At 66.6% G+C, this 17,059-nt stretch carries 13 protein-coding genes; 10 read left to right on the top strand and 3 right to left on the bottom strand.

From position 1 onward, the window contains the following. From EJC49_RS03310 to EJC49_RS03300, 3 genes are all read right to left on the bottom strand, one after another. Window positions 1–1,391 (bottom strand): 2Fe-2S iron-sulfur cluster-binding protein (locus EJC49_RS03310; protein ID WP_126698044.1); only part of this gene is annotated, 1,391 nt, incomplete at its 3' end. Further along, complete coding sequence (locus EJC49_RS03305) at window positions 1,388–1,687, bottom strand: sarcosine oxidase subunit delta (RefSeq protein WP_126698043.1); 300 nt, start codon at window positions 1,685–1,687, stop codon at window positions 1,388–1,390. The genes EJC49_RS03305 and EJC49_RS03310, both read right to left, overlap by 4 nt. Window positions 1,688–1,697: 10 nt before the next feature. After that, window positions 1,698–2,957 (bottom strand): sarcosine oxidase subunit beta family protein, encoded by a 1,260-nt coding sequence (locus EJC49_RS03300; protein ID WP_126698042.1) that lies wholly within the window; start codon window positions 2,955–2,957, stop codon window positions 1,698–1,700. Window positions 2,958–3,142: 185 nt separating this feature from the next. Between EJC49_RS03300 and EJC49_RS03295 the strand changes: the two genes are divergently transcribed. The 10 genes from EJC49_RS03295 to EJC49_RS03250 form a co-directional block, all read left to right on the top strand. Further along, window positions 3,143–5,728, top strand: coding sequence for a mechanosensitive ion channel family protein (locus tag EJC49_RS03295; protein ID WP_126698041.1), 2,586 nt, complete (start codon window positions 3,143–3,145; stop codon window positions 5,726–5,728). Window positions 5,729–5,836: 108 nt separating this feature from the next. Next, on the top strand, window positions 5,837–6,100 hold the full coding sequence (locus tag EJC49_RS03290) for a hypothetical protein (RefSeq protein WP_126698040.1): 264 nt from the start codon (window positions 5,837–5,839) through the stop codon (window positions 6,098–6,100). Between the two features lie 219 nt (window positions 6,101–6,319). Next, complete coding sequence (locus EJC49_RS03285; protein WP_126698039.1) at window positions 6,320–7,762, top strand: UbiA family prenyltransferase; 1,443 nt, start codon at window positions 6,320–6,322, stop codon at window positions 7,760–7,762. Next, window positions 7,759–9,108 carry an FAD-binding oxidoreductase gene (locus EJC49_RS03280; protein WP_126698038.1) on the top strand — a complete coding sequence of 450 codons (1,350 nt, stop codon included), beginning with the start codon at window positions 7,759–7,761 and terminating at the stop codon, window positions 9,106–9,108. The genes EJC49_RS03285 and EJC49_RS03280 overlap by 4 nt, the downstream gene beginning before the upstream one ends. A gap of 116 nt (window positions 9,109–9,224) precedes the next feature. Continuing rightward, window positions 9,225–9,659: an EamA family transporter gene (locus tag EJC49_RS03275; protein ID WP_126698037.1), complete on the top strand. Its 435-nt coding sequence runs from the start codon at window positions 9,225–9,227 to the stop codon at window positions 9,657–9,659. Then, window positions 9,656–10,666 carry an NAD-dependent epimerase/dehydratase family protein gene (locus EJC49_RS03270; protein WP_126698036.1) on the top strand — a complete coding sequence of 337 codons (1,011 nt, stop codon included), beginning with the start codon at window positions 9,656–9,658 and terminating at the stop codon, window positions 10,664–10,666. Before EJC49_RS03275 ends, EJC49_RS03270 begins: the two co-directional genes overlap by 4 nt. Before the next feature lie 13 nt (window positions 10,667–10,679). After that, a complete protein-coding gene (locus EJC49_RS03265) occupies window positions 10,680–12,152 on the top strand; it encodes an aspartate aminotransferase family protein (RefSeq protein WP_126698035.1) in 1,473 nt (490 codons plus the stop codon). Between the two features lie 37 nt (window positions 12,153–12,189). Beyond that, window positions 12,190–13,386, top strand: coding sequence for a hypothetical protein (locus EJC49_RS03260; protein WP_126698034.1), 1,197 nt, complete (start codon window positions 12,190–12,192; stop codon window positions 13,384–13,386). Window positions 13,387–13,513: 127 nt separating this feature from the next. Then, window positions 13,514–16,075 carry a GcvT family protein gene (locus tag EJC49_RS03255; protein ID WP_126698033.1) on the top strand — a complete coding sequence of 854 codons (2,562 nt, stop codon included), beginning with the start codon at window positions 13,514–13,516 and terminating at the stop codon, window positions 16,073–16,075. Between the two features lie 119 nt (window positions 16,076–16,194). Further along, a partial coding sequence (locus tag EJC49_RS03250; protein WP_126698032.1) for a hypothetical protein occupies window positions 16,195–17,059 on the top strand: 865 nt, incomplete at its 3' end.

The following is a 17,059-nucleotide window of genomic DNA, read 5'->3' as shown; positions in this document are numbered from 1 at the left end:
GCGCCCGCGCCTTTCCAGCCCGCGTCGGGGTCGGGTGGCAGGAAGGCCTGCAGCGTCTCGTCCCAGCGCGCTCTCGCGCCGGCCTGGCTCGCCAGGTGCACCGCGGGCGACCAGCCGCCGGACACGGCCAGCCCGTCGGCCTCGATCCGTCGCGGCTCGCCGGACAGGGTCTTCGTCGCCGCATCGAAGCGCCGGACGGTCACGCCGGTCAGGTGGCGCCCGCCCTTCGTGTCGGCCACCGCATGGCCGAGCAGCAGCTCGCCGCCGGCCTTCGTCGCCAGTGCGCGCGCTTCGGCGGAGATGTCGGCGCGGACGTCGACGATGGCGGCGATTGCCGCGCCCGCCTCGCGCAGATGTGCTGCCGCGGCGTAGGCGGTGTCGTTGTTGGCGAAGACGACGAAGCGCTCGGCCGGCAGCACGCCGAATTCGACGGCAAAGCGCCGGGCGGCGGAGGCGAGCATGACGCCCGGCCGGTCGTTGCCCGGAAACACCAGCATCCGTTCGAACGCCCCGGTGGCCAGCACCACATGCCCGGCGCGGATCACCCAGTGGCGGTGGCGCGGCGCGCCTTTCGCCTGCTCGGCGCCATGGTCGCCGACGCGTTCGAGCGCGGCCAGCGTGTTGCCGTCGTAATAGCCCCAGACCGTGGTGCGCGGCAAAAGGCGGACATGGTCCATCGACGCGAGCGCGGCCAGCGTCTCGGCCACCCATTCCCCGGCTGGCGCGCCGTCGAGCGCCTCGCTTGACCATTTCAGTGAACCGCCGAAGGCCGGGTCAAGCTCGGCGAGCATGACGCGTCGTCCGGCCTTGCCCGCCGCGAGCGCCGCGGCGAGGCCTGCCGGCCCGCCGCCGACGACGAGTACGTCGCAGAAGGCGTTCATCTTCTCGTAGCGCGCGGTGTCGGCCGCGTGGCCGGCGCGGCCGAGGCCCGCCGCGCGCCGGATCACCTGCTCGCACAGCATCCAGAAGCGGGTGCCCCGCAGCGGCCCCACGACCGGGCCCATGAAGGTCTTGTAGTAGAAGCCGGCCGAAAGCAGCTTGCCGCCCAGCTGGTTGAGCGCACCGACATCCCAGTCGAGCGACGGGAAGCGATTCTGGCTCTCGGCCACGAGACCGTCGAAGATCTCGATCTGGGTGGCGGGCAGGTTGGGCTCGCGCACCTCGCCGCGCAGGACGGTGACCAGCGCGTTCGGCTCGTCGATGCCGGCACCGAGAAGGCCGCGCGGGCGGTGATACTTGAAGGAGCGGGCAAACAGGGTGACGCCGCTGGCGAGCAGCGCCGAAGCGAGTGTGTCGCCGGGATGGCCGGTGTAGCGCTTGCCGTCGAAGCGGAAACTGATCGAGCGTGTGCGGTCGATCCGCCCGCCGGACGCCGTGCGGCGCGAACTCATGCTCGGCTCCCGCCGGCCCGGCGAGCCGTGCCGCCATTGGCCTCGTCGCGGGCGAAGCGGACGCTGTCGATCCGGTGCGTCAGCGTAGAGCGCATAACGACGAGATGCGACCGGCAGCCGCCGGAATGCTGCCAGTATTCGCGGTGGTCTCCGGCCGTGTTGACGCGGTCGTAGACATAGGCGTTCCACGCTGCCTGGTCGGTCGAGGCGGCATCCGGGCGGGTGCGGTTCGCGTCGCCCTGATAGGTGAACTCCGACACGTCGCGCGGGCCGCAATAGGGACAGGTGATCAGCATCCGTGCGGCCTCAATGCAGCCGGGGCGTTGCGCCCTGGCCCTTCTCGTCGATGACGGCGCCGCGATGGAAACGCTCCAGCGTGAAGGCGGCGTTGAGCGGGTGCGGCTCGTCGCGGGCAATGGTGAAGGCGAAGCACCAGCCGGAGGCCGGCGTCGCCTTGAAGCCGCCATAGCACCAGCCGGTGTTGAGGTAGAGGCCGGGCAGGGGGCCGGTGGTGATGATCGGCGAGCCGTCCATCGACATGTCCATGATGCCGCCCCACGAGCGCAGCAGCCGAACGCTCGCCCAGCCCGGAAACAGCGACGCGAGCTCGCTCATGACCTCCTCGACCACGGGCAGGTTGCCGCGCTGCGCATAGGAATTGTAGCCGTCGATGTCGCCGCCGAACACCAGCCCGCCCTTGTCGGACTGCGAGACGTAGAGATGGCCGCCGCCGAAGGTCACCACCGTGTCGATGGCCGGCTTCAGCGATTCCGACACGAAGGCCTGCAGCACGTGGCTCTCGATCGGCAGCCGGTCGATGCCGGCGAGCTTCATGACGCGGCCGGTCGAGCCGGCCACCGCCACCGCCACCTTCTTCGCCCGGATCTCGCCGCGCGTGGTCGTCACGCCGGTGATGCGGTCGCCGTCGCGCAGGAAGCCGGTCACCTCGCAATTCTCCAGCATGTCGACCCCGCGCCGGTCGGCGCCGCGTGCATAGCCCCAGGCCACCGCGTCATGGCGCGCCGTTCCCGCGCGCGGCTGCATCAGCCCGCCGACGATCGGGAAGCGGGCTCTGGCCGACACGTCGAGACCGGGCACCTTGCGGGCGATCTCGGCCGGGGTCATCCACACCGCGTCGATGCCGTCATGGCGCATGGCGTTGCCGCGGCGAATGTAGTCGTCGGCCTGGCTGGGCGAATGCGCGAGGTTGAGGATGCCGCGCTGCGAGAACATGACGTTGTAGTTCAGCTCGTGCGACAGGGTCTCCCACAGCTTCATCGAATGCTCGTAGAAGGCGGTGTTGGCGGGAAGCAGGTAGTTCGAGCGCACGATGGTGGTATTGCGGCCGACATTGCCGCCGCCGAGCCAGCCCTTTTCCACCACCGCGACGTTGGAGATGCCGTGCTCGCGGGCGAGGTAGTAGGCCGTTGCCAGTCCATGCCCGCCGCCGCCCACGATGACGACGTCGTATTCGGGCTTTGGATCGGGCTTTCGCCAGGCGGGCTTCCAGTCGCGATTGCCGGAGAACGCGTTCTTCAGCAGCGCAAGGGCCGAATATTCCTTCATGTCTCTCTTTGTCCTCGAGCCGCCGGACACTATCGCCCGGCGGCCGAAGCGAATGCAACGATTGCGCCGCCGCCTTTCGAACCGCCGACGTTGCCGAGGGGCCGGCCATGCCGCCAGCCTTGCCCGGCGTCGATGTCGTCACTATGGATGCAGGAAAGGCGAGGAACCGCGCGGTTGTGGGGAGAATGACGAAAGGCTGGCTTCGGGGTTTGGTCGCGGCGGTCCTGCTGGCCGGTGCGACGTTTGGCGCGGTCGCGTCCGCTGCCGCGCAGGACCCGGAGCCCGCCCGAGCCGCGGCGCCCGTCGACGCCGGCGCGGCGACGGAAGCAACCTCCGGACGGTTCGGCGGCGGTTCGCTCTCCATCTATGACGAGCAGAGGCCGGTCATCGATGAGGTATCGGCCGCGCTCGAGAAGCTGCGCACCCGCGTCGATCGCTATGCCAACGACGATGCGCAGCTCGTCGAGGCGCGGATCGAACTCGAGCGGCTCGCCCGGCAGGTGCTCGCGGCCGGCGTCGCGTTCCGGCCGCGCCTCCAGGAGATCAATGCGCGGCTGGAGCAGATCGGTCCGCCTCCGGGCGATGGCATGCCGGCCGAGCCGGAGATCACCAGCACCGAGCGGGCCGACCTGCTGCGCCGGAAGGCCGAGATCAATGCCCTGATCGGCGTGGCCGAGACCCTGTCGGTCGAGATCAATCGCCTGATCGACCGGATCGGGACGCTTCGCCGGGATCTGTTCACGAGCACGCTGTCCAAGCGCTACGACATTGGCAATGCGTTGAGCGCGGCGACGCTCGCGGATCTGCAGTCGGAGGTCGTGGCGCTGCGGCGGACCATCATGGCCTGGGTGCGGTTCGTCACCAGCTTCAAGCTCCAATCGCTGCTGTTGGCCACGCTGATGGCGCTGGCGGCGGCCGCGGTCCTCGCTTTCGGGGCGCGTCGCCTGTTCGGCACCAGCATGGAGGCGGTGAAGGGCGCGTCTCCCTCCTATCTGTCGCGGCTGTCGGTCGCCTTCTGGTCGACGCTGATGCCCTCGGTGACGCTTCTGGTGTTCCTGTCGGCCACCTTCTACCTCTACGACACGTTCAAGATCCTGCGCGCCGACATCGGGCAGATGCTGTCGTCGCTGTTCCAAGTGATCGCCATCGTCTTCTTCGTCAACCGACTGGCGCGGGCGGCCCTCGGGCCCGACCGGCCGAACTGGCGGCTCGTGCCGGTCGACAGCGCGTCGGCGCGCAAACTCTATTGGCTGGCCTGGCTGACGGCGGTCGTCACCGGCGCGGATTTCGTGCTCAACCGTGTCAACCACGTCATGGGCTCGCCGCTCTCGCTCACCATCGCCAAGAGCCTGGTCGCCACCGTGATCGTCGGCCTTCTTCTGGTTTTGGCAGGCCTCGTCCGGCCGACGCGGGAGGATGGCGGGCCGCGACGCTTCCTGGCGCTCAACTGGATCTTCCTTGGGCTGGGGATCGGCACCATGACTGCCGCGCTTCTCGGCTACATCGGCTTTGCGCGCTTCATGTCGCAGCAGATCGTGGTCACGGGCGCAATCGCCTCCACCATGTATATCGGCTTCCTGTCGGCCGGCGCGATTTCGGCCGAAGGCGCCTTCGTGCGCACGGCGCTCGGCGAGGCGCTGCACGCCCGCTTCAAGCTCGAGGAAACCGCGCTCGACCAGTTGGGGCTGGTCGCCAGCATCGCCACCTACATCCTCGTGGTGTGTGTCGGCGTGCCGCTGGTGCTGCTGCAATGGGGCTTCCAGTGGGGCGACATCACCACCTGGGCGCATCGGCTCGCCACCAACATCACGGTCGGGACGGTGTCGTTCTCGCTGGTCGGCATCGCCACGGGCATCGTCATCTTCTTCATCGGATACTTCATCACCCGCGGCTTCCAGGGCTGGCTCGACGGGTCGGTGATGGCGCGCGGGAAGGTGGATGTGGGCCTGCGCAACTCGATCCGCACCGCGGTCGGCTATGCCGGCATCGCGCTGGCCGCCCTCGTCGGCATATCGGCGGCCGGCATCGACCTGTCGAACCTGGCGCTTGTGGCGGGCGCCCTGTCGCTCGGCATCGGCTTCGGCCTGCAGAACATCGTGTCGAACTTCGTGTCGGGCCTGATCCTTCTCGCCGAGCGGCCGTTCAAGGCTGGCGACTGGATCGTGGCCGGTCCCGTCACCGGCACGGTCAAGCGCATCAGCGTGCGCGCCACCGAGATCGAGACGTTCCAGCGCCAGACGGTGATCCTGCCCAATTCGGAACTGATCAACGCGGCCGTCGGCAACTGGACGCACAAGAACAAGCTCGGGCGCATCGAGATCAAGATCGGCATCGCCTACGGCACCGACCCGCGCAAGGTGCATGCGATGCTGCTCGACATCGCGCGCAGCCACCCGATGGTGCTGAAGAACCCGGAGCCTTTCGTCTTCTTCGCCAATTTCGGCGAATCGTCGCTCGACTTCGAGATCAGGTTCTTCCTGGCCGACATCACCGGCGGGCTTTCGGTGCAAAACGACATCCGCTTCGCCATCGCCGAAGCGTTTGAGCGCGAGGGGATCGAGATCCCGTTCCCGCAGCGCGACGTCAACCTCAAGGGCGCCCACATCACCGTCTCCACCCCGCTGGCCGATCTGGCGACCGAGCCGGAGCCGGAGCCCGAGACGAAGGCCGCGTCTGGCGTGGCGGGCGCCGACGTCGTCGCATTGCCCGTGGCCCCGCGGCGGCGGCGGCGCAAGCGCGAAGACCCCGACGACGGCGACGAAAACCTCTGACGTCACCGTTCAGTTGCCGTTCATGCGCCATCCCCTATAGGATGCGCTCAACGGGAGCCGACGGGTCCCGAACGATGCGAGAGGCGGTGGCGACACCGGATTGCTGACATGAAATCTTTTCTTGGCGCGGCTCTGGTCCTTCTGGCGGCATCGTCTCCGGTGCTGGCCGCAAGTGCGCTCAACAACGACACGGAAGTCCGCGTCCTCGTGGTGACGGAAGGCTCCAAGCAGGAGGAACTGGTCATCGCACCCGGCCAGACCGTACAGTTCTGCTTTTCCAGCTGCTTCGTGACCATGCCCGACGGCGATCGCTTCGCCCTGTCCGGCAACGAGGTCATCGAGATCTCGGGCGGACGGGCGCGCATCAAGTAAGGCGCTCCGGACCAGCTTCCGAAATCACGATCGCGGAGGCCGGGCGGATGTCCGGCCTTTTCCCTTTTTCGATAACCGGCGATTAAGCCTCGCACCGAAAATCCCGCCGCGGGGCCGTCGGTTGCGGGCCTTGTTCAACCTTCCGTAGGTGCTTGTTTCCTAGAACGTCCGCCGTGGGTGCTCGTCTGGGTGCCCTGGCACACGGGAAGGTGACTTGGCATGGATGCTCGGTCGGAAACTACGGCTGTACCGCTCGCCGTCGATCTCGACGGGACGTTGATCAAGACGGATCTGCTCTGGGAGGGGCTGTTTCTTCTCCTGAAGAAGAACCCGCTCTTTTTGTTCATGGTGCCCGTCTGGCTCGCCTCGGGACCGGCCCGGCTGAAGATGGAGATCGCCGCGCGGGTCGATCTCGATGCCGACACGCTGCCCTACCGTGACGAGATCGTCGCCAGGCTCCATGCCGAGAAGGCCGCCGGCCGAACCCTTCTCCTGGCAACCGGCACGCCACGCAAGTTCGCCGAGGCGATTGCCGCGCATCTCGGCGTCTTCGATGTCGTGCTCGCCACCGACGATCCGGGCCACAACCTGACGTCCGAGCGCAAGCGCGCGCGCCTCATCACCATGTTCGGCGACGGCGGCTTCGACTATGTCGGCAACAGCCGGCACGACCTGAAGGTGTTCGACGCCGCGCGTGCCTCGATCGTGGTGGCGCCGGATCGTCATGCGGCCCGCTGGCAAGCCGAGCATGGCTGCGAACTGGTGCCCGGCACGCGCCCGACCAGGACGTCGGTGCTGCGGATGCTGCGCGCCCACCAGTGGCTCAAGAACAGCCTCATCGCCGTCCCCATGGTGCTGGCGCACGAATACCTGAACCCGGCGATGATCGTGGCCTGCATCCTGGCCTTCGTTTCCTTCAGCGCTTCGGCGTCGGCCATCTACATCATCAACGATTTCACCGATCTTTCGGCCGACCGCCGCCATGCCACCAAGCGCAGGCGTCCCTTCGCCAGTGGGGCCCTGTCCATCCCCTTCGGGCTGGGCTCGATCGGCGTCCTGCTTGCCGTCAGCATTGCCGCAGCAGCCTTCCTGCCGCCGCTGTTCTGGCTCGTGCTGGGGGCCTATCTCGTCGTCACCACGGCCTATTCCTTCGGCCTGAAGCGCATGCTCCTGGTCGATGTCTTCACGCTCGCCGGCCTCTACACGATGCGCATCATCGCCGGCGCCATGGCAACCGGCACGGACCTGTCGTTCTGGCTGCTGGCGTTCTCGCTCTTCTTCTTCCTCTCGCTGGCGCTGGTGAAGCGCTTCGTCGAACTCGACGGCACCGAGCTTTCGCGCGGCGCGCGGCTTGCCGGCCGCGGCTACCGGCCCGAAGACATCGACGTGGTGGCCCAGGCCGGCGTCGCCTCGGCCTTCGCCTCGGCGCTGGTCCTGGCGCTCTACATCGACAGCATGAGCGTCAAGGAGCTCTATCCGCATCCCTGGATGATCTGGCCGCTGGCGCCGATCGTGCTCTACCTCACCTTGCGGATCTGGGTCCTGGCGCGTCGCGGCGAGATGCACGACGATCCGATCGTCTTCATCGCCAGCGACTGGCGCAGCCAGATGGTCTCGGCGATCGGCGCCGTGCTCCTCGTCGCCGCGGCGGTGGTCGCATGAGCGGCCGGCTGGAGAGTTTCGGCCGGGTCTTCCCCGGCCAGGGGCGCGTGCTGACGCCTGACGCGGCCATCGCGCTGCTCGAGAGCGGCAGGGCCGAACCGGGCAGCCTGCTCGGCTACGGCAATGGCCGCAGCTACGGCGACAGCTGCCTGAACGCCGGCGGCGCGCTCGTCGACATGCGCAGCGCCAACCGTATTCTCGCCTTCGATCCTGAAACGGGGATCCTCACCGCCGAGGCCGGGGTCTTCCTGTCCGACATCATCGCCCACGTGGCCCGGCACGGCTACTTCCCGCCCGTGGTGCCGGGAACCCAGAACGTGACGCTGGGCGGCGCCATCGCCAACGACGTGCATGGCAAGAACCATCATCGCCGCGGCAGCTTCGGCGCGCATGTCCTGTCGCTGTCGCTGCTGCGCTCGGATGGGCGGACCTATGTCTGCAGCGCCGACTGCCATCCCGGGCTCTTCCGCGCCACCATCGCCGGCATGGGTCTGACGGGCCTGATCCTGAAGGCGACGATGCGCCTGATGCGGGTCGGTTCACCGCACGTCGTCCAGACGGTGCGGCCGTTTCGCCGTCTTTCCGAGTATTTCGACATGGCCGAGGACGCCGATGCCCGCAACGAATACGCGGTCGCCTGGATCGACCAGCTCGCCGCGGGCGATGCCGCCGGACGGGGGCTGCTTCTGGCCGGCAACCACGCCGAGGGGGCCGAAGGGGCTGACCACGACACAGCTCCAAGCAGGCTGTCGGTGCCCGTGCAGCCTCCCTTCACGGTCCTCAACCGCTCCTTCCTGAGGCTCTTCAACGCGGCCTATCGCTGGAGCAACGGCTGGCGCCGCGAGCCCGAGCGCGTACCGGCGAAGAGCTTCTTCTTCCCGCTCGACAGTGTCGCGCACTGGAACCGCCTCTATGGTCCGGGCGGGCTTTTCCAGCATCAGAGCGTGATCCCCGAAGCGGCCGCGCGTGACGCCGTGCCGGCGTTGCTCTCGACCGCGCGGGCGAGGGGGCAAGGGTCGTTCCTCACCGTGCTGAAGCGCTTCGGCGATCGGCCCTCGCCGGGCATGCTGTCGTTCCCGCGTCCGGGCTACACGCTGACGCTCGATTTCCCCAACCGCGGGCTGAGCACGCGGCTGATGCTCGCCGAGCTCGACCGCATCGCCATCGAAGCGGGCGGCGCGGTCAACCCCTACAAGGACGCGCGCATGTCGGCGCATGTCTTCGAGGCCTCGTTTCCGCAATGGCGGGCCCTGGATGAGCATCGCGATCCGGCCTTCGTCTCCGATTTCTGGCGCCGCACCGCACTGACGCTATCGGGCGAGGCGCGCGCGATCGCGGCCGAATAGGCGACGGTGCCGACATGGTTTTCGGGCCGTAAACGCAGAACGTCCAAATTGCGGTGTCTCATTTCACCGAAGATTTTTGTCTGTCCGCTAATGAAGGCGCCAAGGGGCGAAGCAACATGAAATACATCGTCTTCATTCTGTTCACGGTGATGACCAACGCCGCCGCGCAGCTCATGCTGAAGTACGGCATGATGTCGCTGGGTCCGCTGTCGTTCGCCGGGGTCAATCCGGTGCTCAAGATCCTCCAGATCGTGTTCAGCCCCTGGATCTTCTTCGGGCTGTGCGTCTTCGTGATCTCGATGGCGTCGCACCTCTACGTACTGTCGAAGGTCGACCTGTCCTTCGCCTACCCGTTCCTGAGCCTCGCCTACGTGGCGGTCGCGATCTTCGCCTACTTCGTGTTTCGCGAGGACCTGAACGCCTGGCGCATCGCCGGGATCGGCTTCATCTGCCTCGGCACCATCCTGATCGCCCAGAGCGACCGCAGCCATGCGGCCGATGGCACGGATCTTGCCGGAAATCCCATGCACAAGAGCGAGATGTCCCAATGAGACACATCATTTTCGGCGGCGACGGCTTTGTCGGACGCCATCTTGCCCCAAAGCTGGTCGCCGACGGCCACGAGGTCGTGGTCGCCGACATCGCCAGAAGCGACCTGGCGCATTATGCCCAGGCGCGCTTCGTCCACTGCGACGTGACCGATGCGCCCTCGGTGCGCGCGCTGGGGATCGAGGCCGACGACATGGTCTACAATCTGTCGGCCAAGATGCTGTCGCCGATCCAGGCCCGGGCCAAGCGCCACGACTTCTTCTGGCCGGTGAACTATAACGGCACGGAAAACATCATCCAGGCGATGGACGCGGCCGGGGCGAGGAACCTCGTCCACTTCACCACCGACATGATCTATGGCCACACGGTCTATCAGCCGATGACCGAGGACCACCCGGTGGCGCCGCTCGGCGAGTACGGCCTGTCCAAGCTCAAGACCGAGGAACTCGCCGCCCAGTGGCGCGAGCGCGGCATGAACATCTCTCTGTTTCGCCCGCGGCTGATCATCGGCCCTGGCCGACTCGGGATTCTGGAGAAGCTGTTCAAGCTGATCGACTGGAACCTGCCGGTGCCGATGATCGGTTCGGGCAAGAATCCCTACCAGTTCATTTCCGTCTTCGACTGCGCGGAGGCGGCCCGCCTGGCCTTCAAGGCGGGCGTGCCGAACGAGGCCTACAATCTCGGCTCGCTCAATCCGCCGTCGGTGCGCAAGCTCCTGGGCGACCTGATCAGCCATGCCGGCTCGCGCTCGATCCTGATCCCGACGCCGGGATGGGCCGTCAAGCGCACGCTCGACCTGCTCGACTGGATGAACCTGCCGCTGATGGATCCAGAGCAGTATCTGATCGCCGACGAGGACTGCCTGCTCGACGTGTCCAAGGGCAAGCGCGACCTCGGCTGGGTGCCGCAGTACCGCGACGAGGACATGCTGATCGCCGCCTATTCCGAATATCGCGCGAAGATCGGCGGGGCGCATGCGCCTGCTGTTTCGCATGCGCCGGCCGAATGAGGGAAATACCGAGATGAACGTCATGACCAAGCCCGACCTGACCGAGGCGCGCTCCGTGATCGGCGCGCCCGAACTCGCGCCGACGAAGACGCCGAAGCCGCCGCTGCTCTCGGTCGAGGATGCCAAGTCGCTCGACGTGGCGCGCATGACCGACCTGTTCAAGGCCCACCTCAACCCCGGCCAGCTTCACTTCATGAAGCTGCTCGGGTTCCACAAGGTGAAGATCGAGCGCGCCGAGGGCATGTATTATTACGACCAGAACGGCCGCGCGATCCTCGACTTCTTCGGCGGCTTCGGTTCGCTGGCCTTCGGCCACAACCATCCGCGCATCATCGAGGCGCGCAAGCGCTTCCAGGACGAAAAGCGCCACGAGATCGCCATCGCCTTCATGTCGCAATATGCCTCGGCGCTGGCGCACAACATCGCCGCCTGCTCGCCGGGCGACCTCGACATGGTGTTCCTCGGCTCCTCCGGTTCCGAGGCGATGGAAGCGGCCATCAAGGTCGCCGAACGCGCCGCCGGCCCGAAGCGGCCGAAGATCGTCTATGCGGAGAACTCCTTCCACGGCAAGACCAAGGGGGTCCTGTCGATCACCGACGGCCAGCTCTATCGTGGCGAATTCAAGCTGGTCGACAACACGGTGCGCGTGCCCTTCGGCGACATCGAGGCGATCGAGCGCGCCTTCAGGGCCGATCCGGAAATCGGCGTCATCGTGCTGGAGACGGTGCAGGGCGGCGGCGGCATCATCCAGGCGCAGGCCGAGTTCTGGCAGAAGCTGCGCAAGCTGTGCGACCAGTTCGGCGTCCTGTGGGTGGCCGACGAGGTGCAGTGCGGGCTCGGCCGCACCGGGCGCTTCTACGCCTTCGAGCACTACGGCGTGGTGCCGGACGTGACCGCGCTGGCCAAGTCTCTCGGCGGCGGCAAGTCGGCCGTGGGCGCCATGATCGCGCGCCGCGAGGTCTACATGAAGGCCTATGGAACGCCCAAGACCGCGATGATCCATGCCGCCGCCACCTTCGGCGGCATCGGCGAAGCCTGCATTACCTCGATCGAAGCCCTGAACGTGCTCTACGACGAGGGGCTGATCGACAATGCCGCCGAGACGGGCGACTACCTGCTCGAGCGGCTGGAGGCGATCCGCCGCAAGCATCCCACCATCGTCAAGGAGGTGCGCGGCAAGGGATTCATGGTCGGCCTCGAGTTCCACGACTTCTCGCAGACCCTGCCGATGGTGCTGCGCCCGGTGGTGGCCATGCTCGACGACAAGCTGAAGGGCTCGCTGTCGGGCTTCATCGGCGCGCTGCTGCTGCGCGACTACGGCGTGCTCGTGGCCTTCACGGAGTACAATCGCAACGTCATCCGGCTCGAGCCGCCGCTGATCTGCCAGCGCGAACATGTCGACGTGTTCTGCGATGCGCTCGACGGCCTGCTGTCGCGCGGCATCGTCGGCATCGTCAAGGATTTCGTGAAAAGCCAGGTGAGCTGAACGGTTGGACGGCGGGCGAGTCAGGGGAGACGGGACCATGGCGATGACGGAATCGCAAGGCGGCGTTGTCGGGTGGGCTTTGCGGACCAGCCTCGCAGAAACGCTGGTGAAGGGGCTTGCGACGCGCACCGTCGTCGATCGCCTCGCGGTCTTCTTCATGGCGCTGGTGATCGCCGGTGTCGCGGCCTATTCCTGGCTGAGGCCCGCCTACAACTGGGACATGGTCGCCTACGTGGCGACCGCGCTCGAGAACAGGATCGACGACCCGGCCGCCCTGCATGAACGCACCTGGGCCGAGATCGAGCCCGGCGCGCGAGAGGCGCAACTCTATCATCTCCAGTTCTCCAACCCCTACAATCTGCACCAGTGGGAGAACCCGGCCGACTTCCAGTCGCAGCTCTCCATGTACCGGGTGAAGGTGCTCTATGTGGCGATGCTGCGCTGGCTGGAGCCCGTCGCAGGGCTTTCGACCGCATCTATCCTGCTCTCGGTGCTTCCGTCCGTCGTCTTCGGTGCGCTCTGCCTCTGGTGGCTAGCGCGCGAGGGCGCCGAGCAGGGGCTGCTGCTGCTCGTTCCGTTCCTGGCCACCGCCGACTTCATCACCATGACCACCATGGTCACGCCCGACATGCTGCTTGCGGTAATGTCGCTCGGCGCGGTGCTGCTGCTCTTGCGCGGCAGGGACGGGCTCGCGGGCCTGCTTTTGTTCGCCTCCGTCTTCGTCCGGCCCGACAACATCATCCTGATCTTCGCGCTGCTGATCGCTGCCGTTCTGTTCGGCTGGCGGCTCCTGCCGATGCTGGCCACCTTCGTCGTCTCGTTCGCGGCCTGCCTTCTGATCTCGAAGTTTGGCGACCATCCCGGCTGGTGGGCGCACTTCTACTTCTCCTGCGTGCAGATCCAGAACTCGATGACCGGCTTCGCACCGGATTTCTCGCTGGTCGATTTCACCAAGGGCTATGTGCGCGGGGTCGCTGTGGCGCTCACGGAAAATGACTGGCCCGGGCTGTTCCTCGTCCTCATCGTCGGTTGGGCCATGCTCGCCCGGGCAGGACGCATCGGCTCCGGGCGCACCAACGCGCTGGTCTTTGCGCTGGCAATCGGCACGCTCGGCAAGTTCGCGAGCTTTCCGCTTCCCGACGACCGCTTCTACTTCACCTTCATCGCGGCCATGGGCGTCATCCTGATCGCGGCATGGAAGCCACGCGTCGACCTTTCCGCCCGCGCTGGCTGAAGCCGGGCTGCGCTGCGCTCCGGCGCGCAGGTCGCGCCACCTTCCGCCGATGTCGCAAACAGGCTGCGACGGCGCCGTCGCGGCGCAATATAGTCCGCCCGAAACTTGCATTTCGGAGCAGCGGACAATGGCAGAGTTCCCGGCACGGGCGAAGGTCGTCATCATCGGTCTCGGCGGCATCGTCGGCGCCTCGATCGCCCACCATCTGATCGAGCGCGGGTGGGACGACATCGTCGGCATCGACAAGTCGGGCATCCCGACCGACATCGGCTCGACGGCCCATGCCTCCGACTTCTGCTACACCACCAGCCACGACTATCTCTCGGTCTGGACCACCCAGTACTCGATCGATTTCTTCGAGAAGATGGGCCATTACGCCCGGATAGGCGGGTTGGAAGTCGCCCGCACCGGCGACGAGACCTGGATGGAGGAAATCAGGCGCAAGCTCTCGTCGGCCCGCGCTTTCGGCACCCGCGCGCATTATGTATCGCCTGCCGAAATCAAGAAGCTCTTCCCGCTGATCGAGGAAGAGAAGGTCATGGGCGGGATGTTCGACCCCGACGCGGGCCTCGTCGTCCCGCGCTCCCAAACGGTAGCCGGCAAGCTGGTCGACGCGGCCGAGAAGTCGGGAAAGCTCACCGCCTTCGCCAACACGCCGGCCAAGTCGCTGATCGTCGAGGGCGGCCGGATCAAGGGCGTCGTCACCCATCGCGGCACCATCATGGCCGATCACGTCATCGTCTGCGCCGGCATCTGGGGCCGCCTGATCGCCGAGATGGTGGGAGAAGACCTCCCGGTCATGCCGGTCGATCATCCGCTGACCTTCTTTGGCCCGTTCAACGAATTCGAAGGCACCGGCAAGGACATCGGCTATCCGCTCCTGCGCGACCAGGGCAACTCGGCCTATATGCGCGACACCGGCGACCCGAAGACTTCCGAGGGCGGCCAGATCGAATGGGGCTATTACGAAGAGACGAACCCGCGCCTGTGCCACCCGCGCGACATCCTGGAAAAGCACGAGTCGCGCCTGTCGCCATCGCAACGCGACCTCGACATGGAGCAGATCCTCGAGCCGCTCGAGCGCGCCATGGAACTCACCCCGATCCTCGGCGAACTCGGCTATAACGAGAGCCATTCCTTCAACGGCCTGCTGCAGGTTTCCGCTGCCGGCGGCCCCTCCTGCGGCGAAAGCCAGAAGGTGCGCGGCCTCTGGTATTGCGTTGCCATCTGGGTCAAGGACGGCCCCGGTTACGGCAAGCTGATCGCCGACTGGATGACCGACGGCCGTACCGAAATCGACCACAACTCGATCGATTACGCCCGCTTCTACCCGCACCAGCTGACCGAAGACTTCATCGCCGGCCGCGCTTACGAGGCAGCACAGAAGATCTATTTCCCCGCCGTGCACACCCGCGAACCCTATGCCACCGGTCGCGGCGCCAAGCGCTCGCCGATGTACGAGCGCGAAGTCGAACTCGGCGGCTACTTCATGGAACTCGGCGGCTGGGAGCGTGCGCATGGCTACGCCGCCAACGAGCACCTGCTGGAGAAGTACGGAGACCGCGTGCCGGTTCGCGAAAACGAGTGGGATAACCGCCACTTCTGGCGCGTTTCGAATGCCGAACATCTGGCGATGAGCGAGGATTGCGGCATCGTCAACTTGAGCCATTTCCACATGGTCGACATCGAAGGCCCCGACCATGTCGAGTTGCTCGAATGGCTGTGTGCGGCCAGGATCGGCGGCGACGCGAATATCGGCAAGGGCATCTACACCCACTTCCTCGACGACGAGGGCATGGTGCGCGCCGACTTCACCGTCTTCCGGCTCGCCGACCGCTGCCGCCTCGTCAACGGGGCGGACGCCGGCCCGCGCGACTTCCACTACATGAAGCGCGTGGCCGAAGATCGCGGCCTCGACGTCACCATCACCGACACCTCGGAAAAATACATCACAATCGGCATCTGGGGCCCGAATGCCCGCGCGACGCTGAAGAAGGCCGTCGCCGACCCCGCCAGCCTCGACGCGCAAAACTTCCCCTTCGCCGCGATCAAGCAGATCGAAATCGCCGGCAAGTCGGTCACCGCCTTCCGCATCTCCTATGTCGGCGAGCAGGGCTGGGAACTGCACATGAAATACGAAGACGGCCTCGCCGTCTGGGATGCGCTTCGTGCGACAGGCATCATGGCCTTCGGCGTCGAGACCTATGCCAACTCGCGCCGCATGGAAAAGAGCCTGCGCCTGCAGAACGCCGATCTGCTCACCCAGTATAACCTGATCGAAGCGGATCTCGCGCGCCCGAAGGTCAAGGAAGCCGATTTCCGCGGCAAGGCCAGGCATCTCGAATACAAGGCCCGAGCCCAGCAGCCGGCGATGCTCTGCACGCTGGTCATGACCGACAATGTCGACAGTAAAGGCGTCGCCCGCTACCCCGTCGGCTCCATGCCGGTCGTCGATCCGGTCACCGGCGAAGTCCTGATCGACAGCCTCGGTCGGCGCTCCTACACGACCTCCGTCGCCTTCGGCCCGACGATCGGCAAGAACATCGCGCTCGCCTATCTCCCGGCGGAATACTGCGAAGTGGGCCGCAAGCTCAATGTCGAGTATTTCGCGGAGAGCTTCCCGGTCGAGGTCGCCGCCGTCGGCTACAGGCCGCTCTACGATCCGGAAAACCTGAAGCCGCGGAGCTGAGGCGCAGCCTGCCTGTCGAAAACCCGCCCAAGTAGAAATGTGACTATCGTTCGCCTTCTTGTTTATGCTACAAGCATCGTGGGGCGAATTTTCATGTTCGATCTTGGGGGAACGGTGCCATGGCTTGGCTTTCCGCGACGCTTGCCTTTGCGACCACCATGCTCGTCTTCGCGCTCTTCGTCTCCAGCATCGTCGAGGCGCTGCACCGGGTCTTCGGCCTGCGCCATCAGGGCATGCGGCTGACGCTGGAGGCGCTCTACGAGAACGTCATCGAGCAGCGCGTTCGCGCGGCCGATCCGCACTCCACGCTCGACGCCGCCACCTTCGCCGACATCATCATGACCAACCGGCCACTCGCCGGCGGAGCCGCGCGCCCGGCCGGCCGCGTCGGGCGCCTGGTGCGGTGGCTGACGAGAGGTGGCGCGAGCACCAACATCCCGACGGAGATCTTCACGCAGCGCCTCGTCGACAGCCGCATGGTCGAGGTGGCCGAGGCGCTCTCCGACACGTTCGTGCAAAATGTCGCGCAGCAATACGAGGCCTATGGCAAGGAAATCTCGGAATTCTTCCGCGCCCGGGCACAGCTGCTGTCGCTTCTGGTGGCCTTCGTCCTCGCCTTCGCTTTCCAGGTGCACCCGCACGCGCTGGTGACCGCCTATCTGGGTGACCCGGGCCTGGCCGAGCGCGTGATCGCCCGGATCGACAGCCAGGGCGCCTGGCTGCAGCGCATCGAACAGATCGCCGCCGGTGCGTCGCCCGCCGCACCGGCGGGCGACGCGTCGGCTGCGCCGGCGGACGGTACGGCCGAGTTGCGGGCGGCGTTGGCTGAGCTGCAGAAAGAGACCGGCCGGGTCGCCGAAGCGGCCGCCGCGCTGGCGAAAGCGGGCGTGCCGCTGGGCTGGAGCGAGGTGGCATCCTGCGCCGATGCTGCACGCTGGACGCAGCCCTGCTGGCCGGCGGGTGGCGCGGTGATGAGCTGGTCCT

Source organism: Aquibium carbonis (assembly GCF_003970795.1).
Taxonomy (GTDB): Bacteria; Pseudomonadota; Alphaproteobacteria; order Rhizobiales; family Rhizobiaceae; genus Aquibium; species Aquibium carbonis.
The sequence above is the reverse complement of the archived record's forward strand: the minus strand, read 5'-3'. Positions and strand labels throughout refer to the sequence as shown.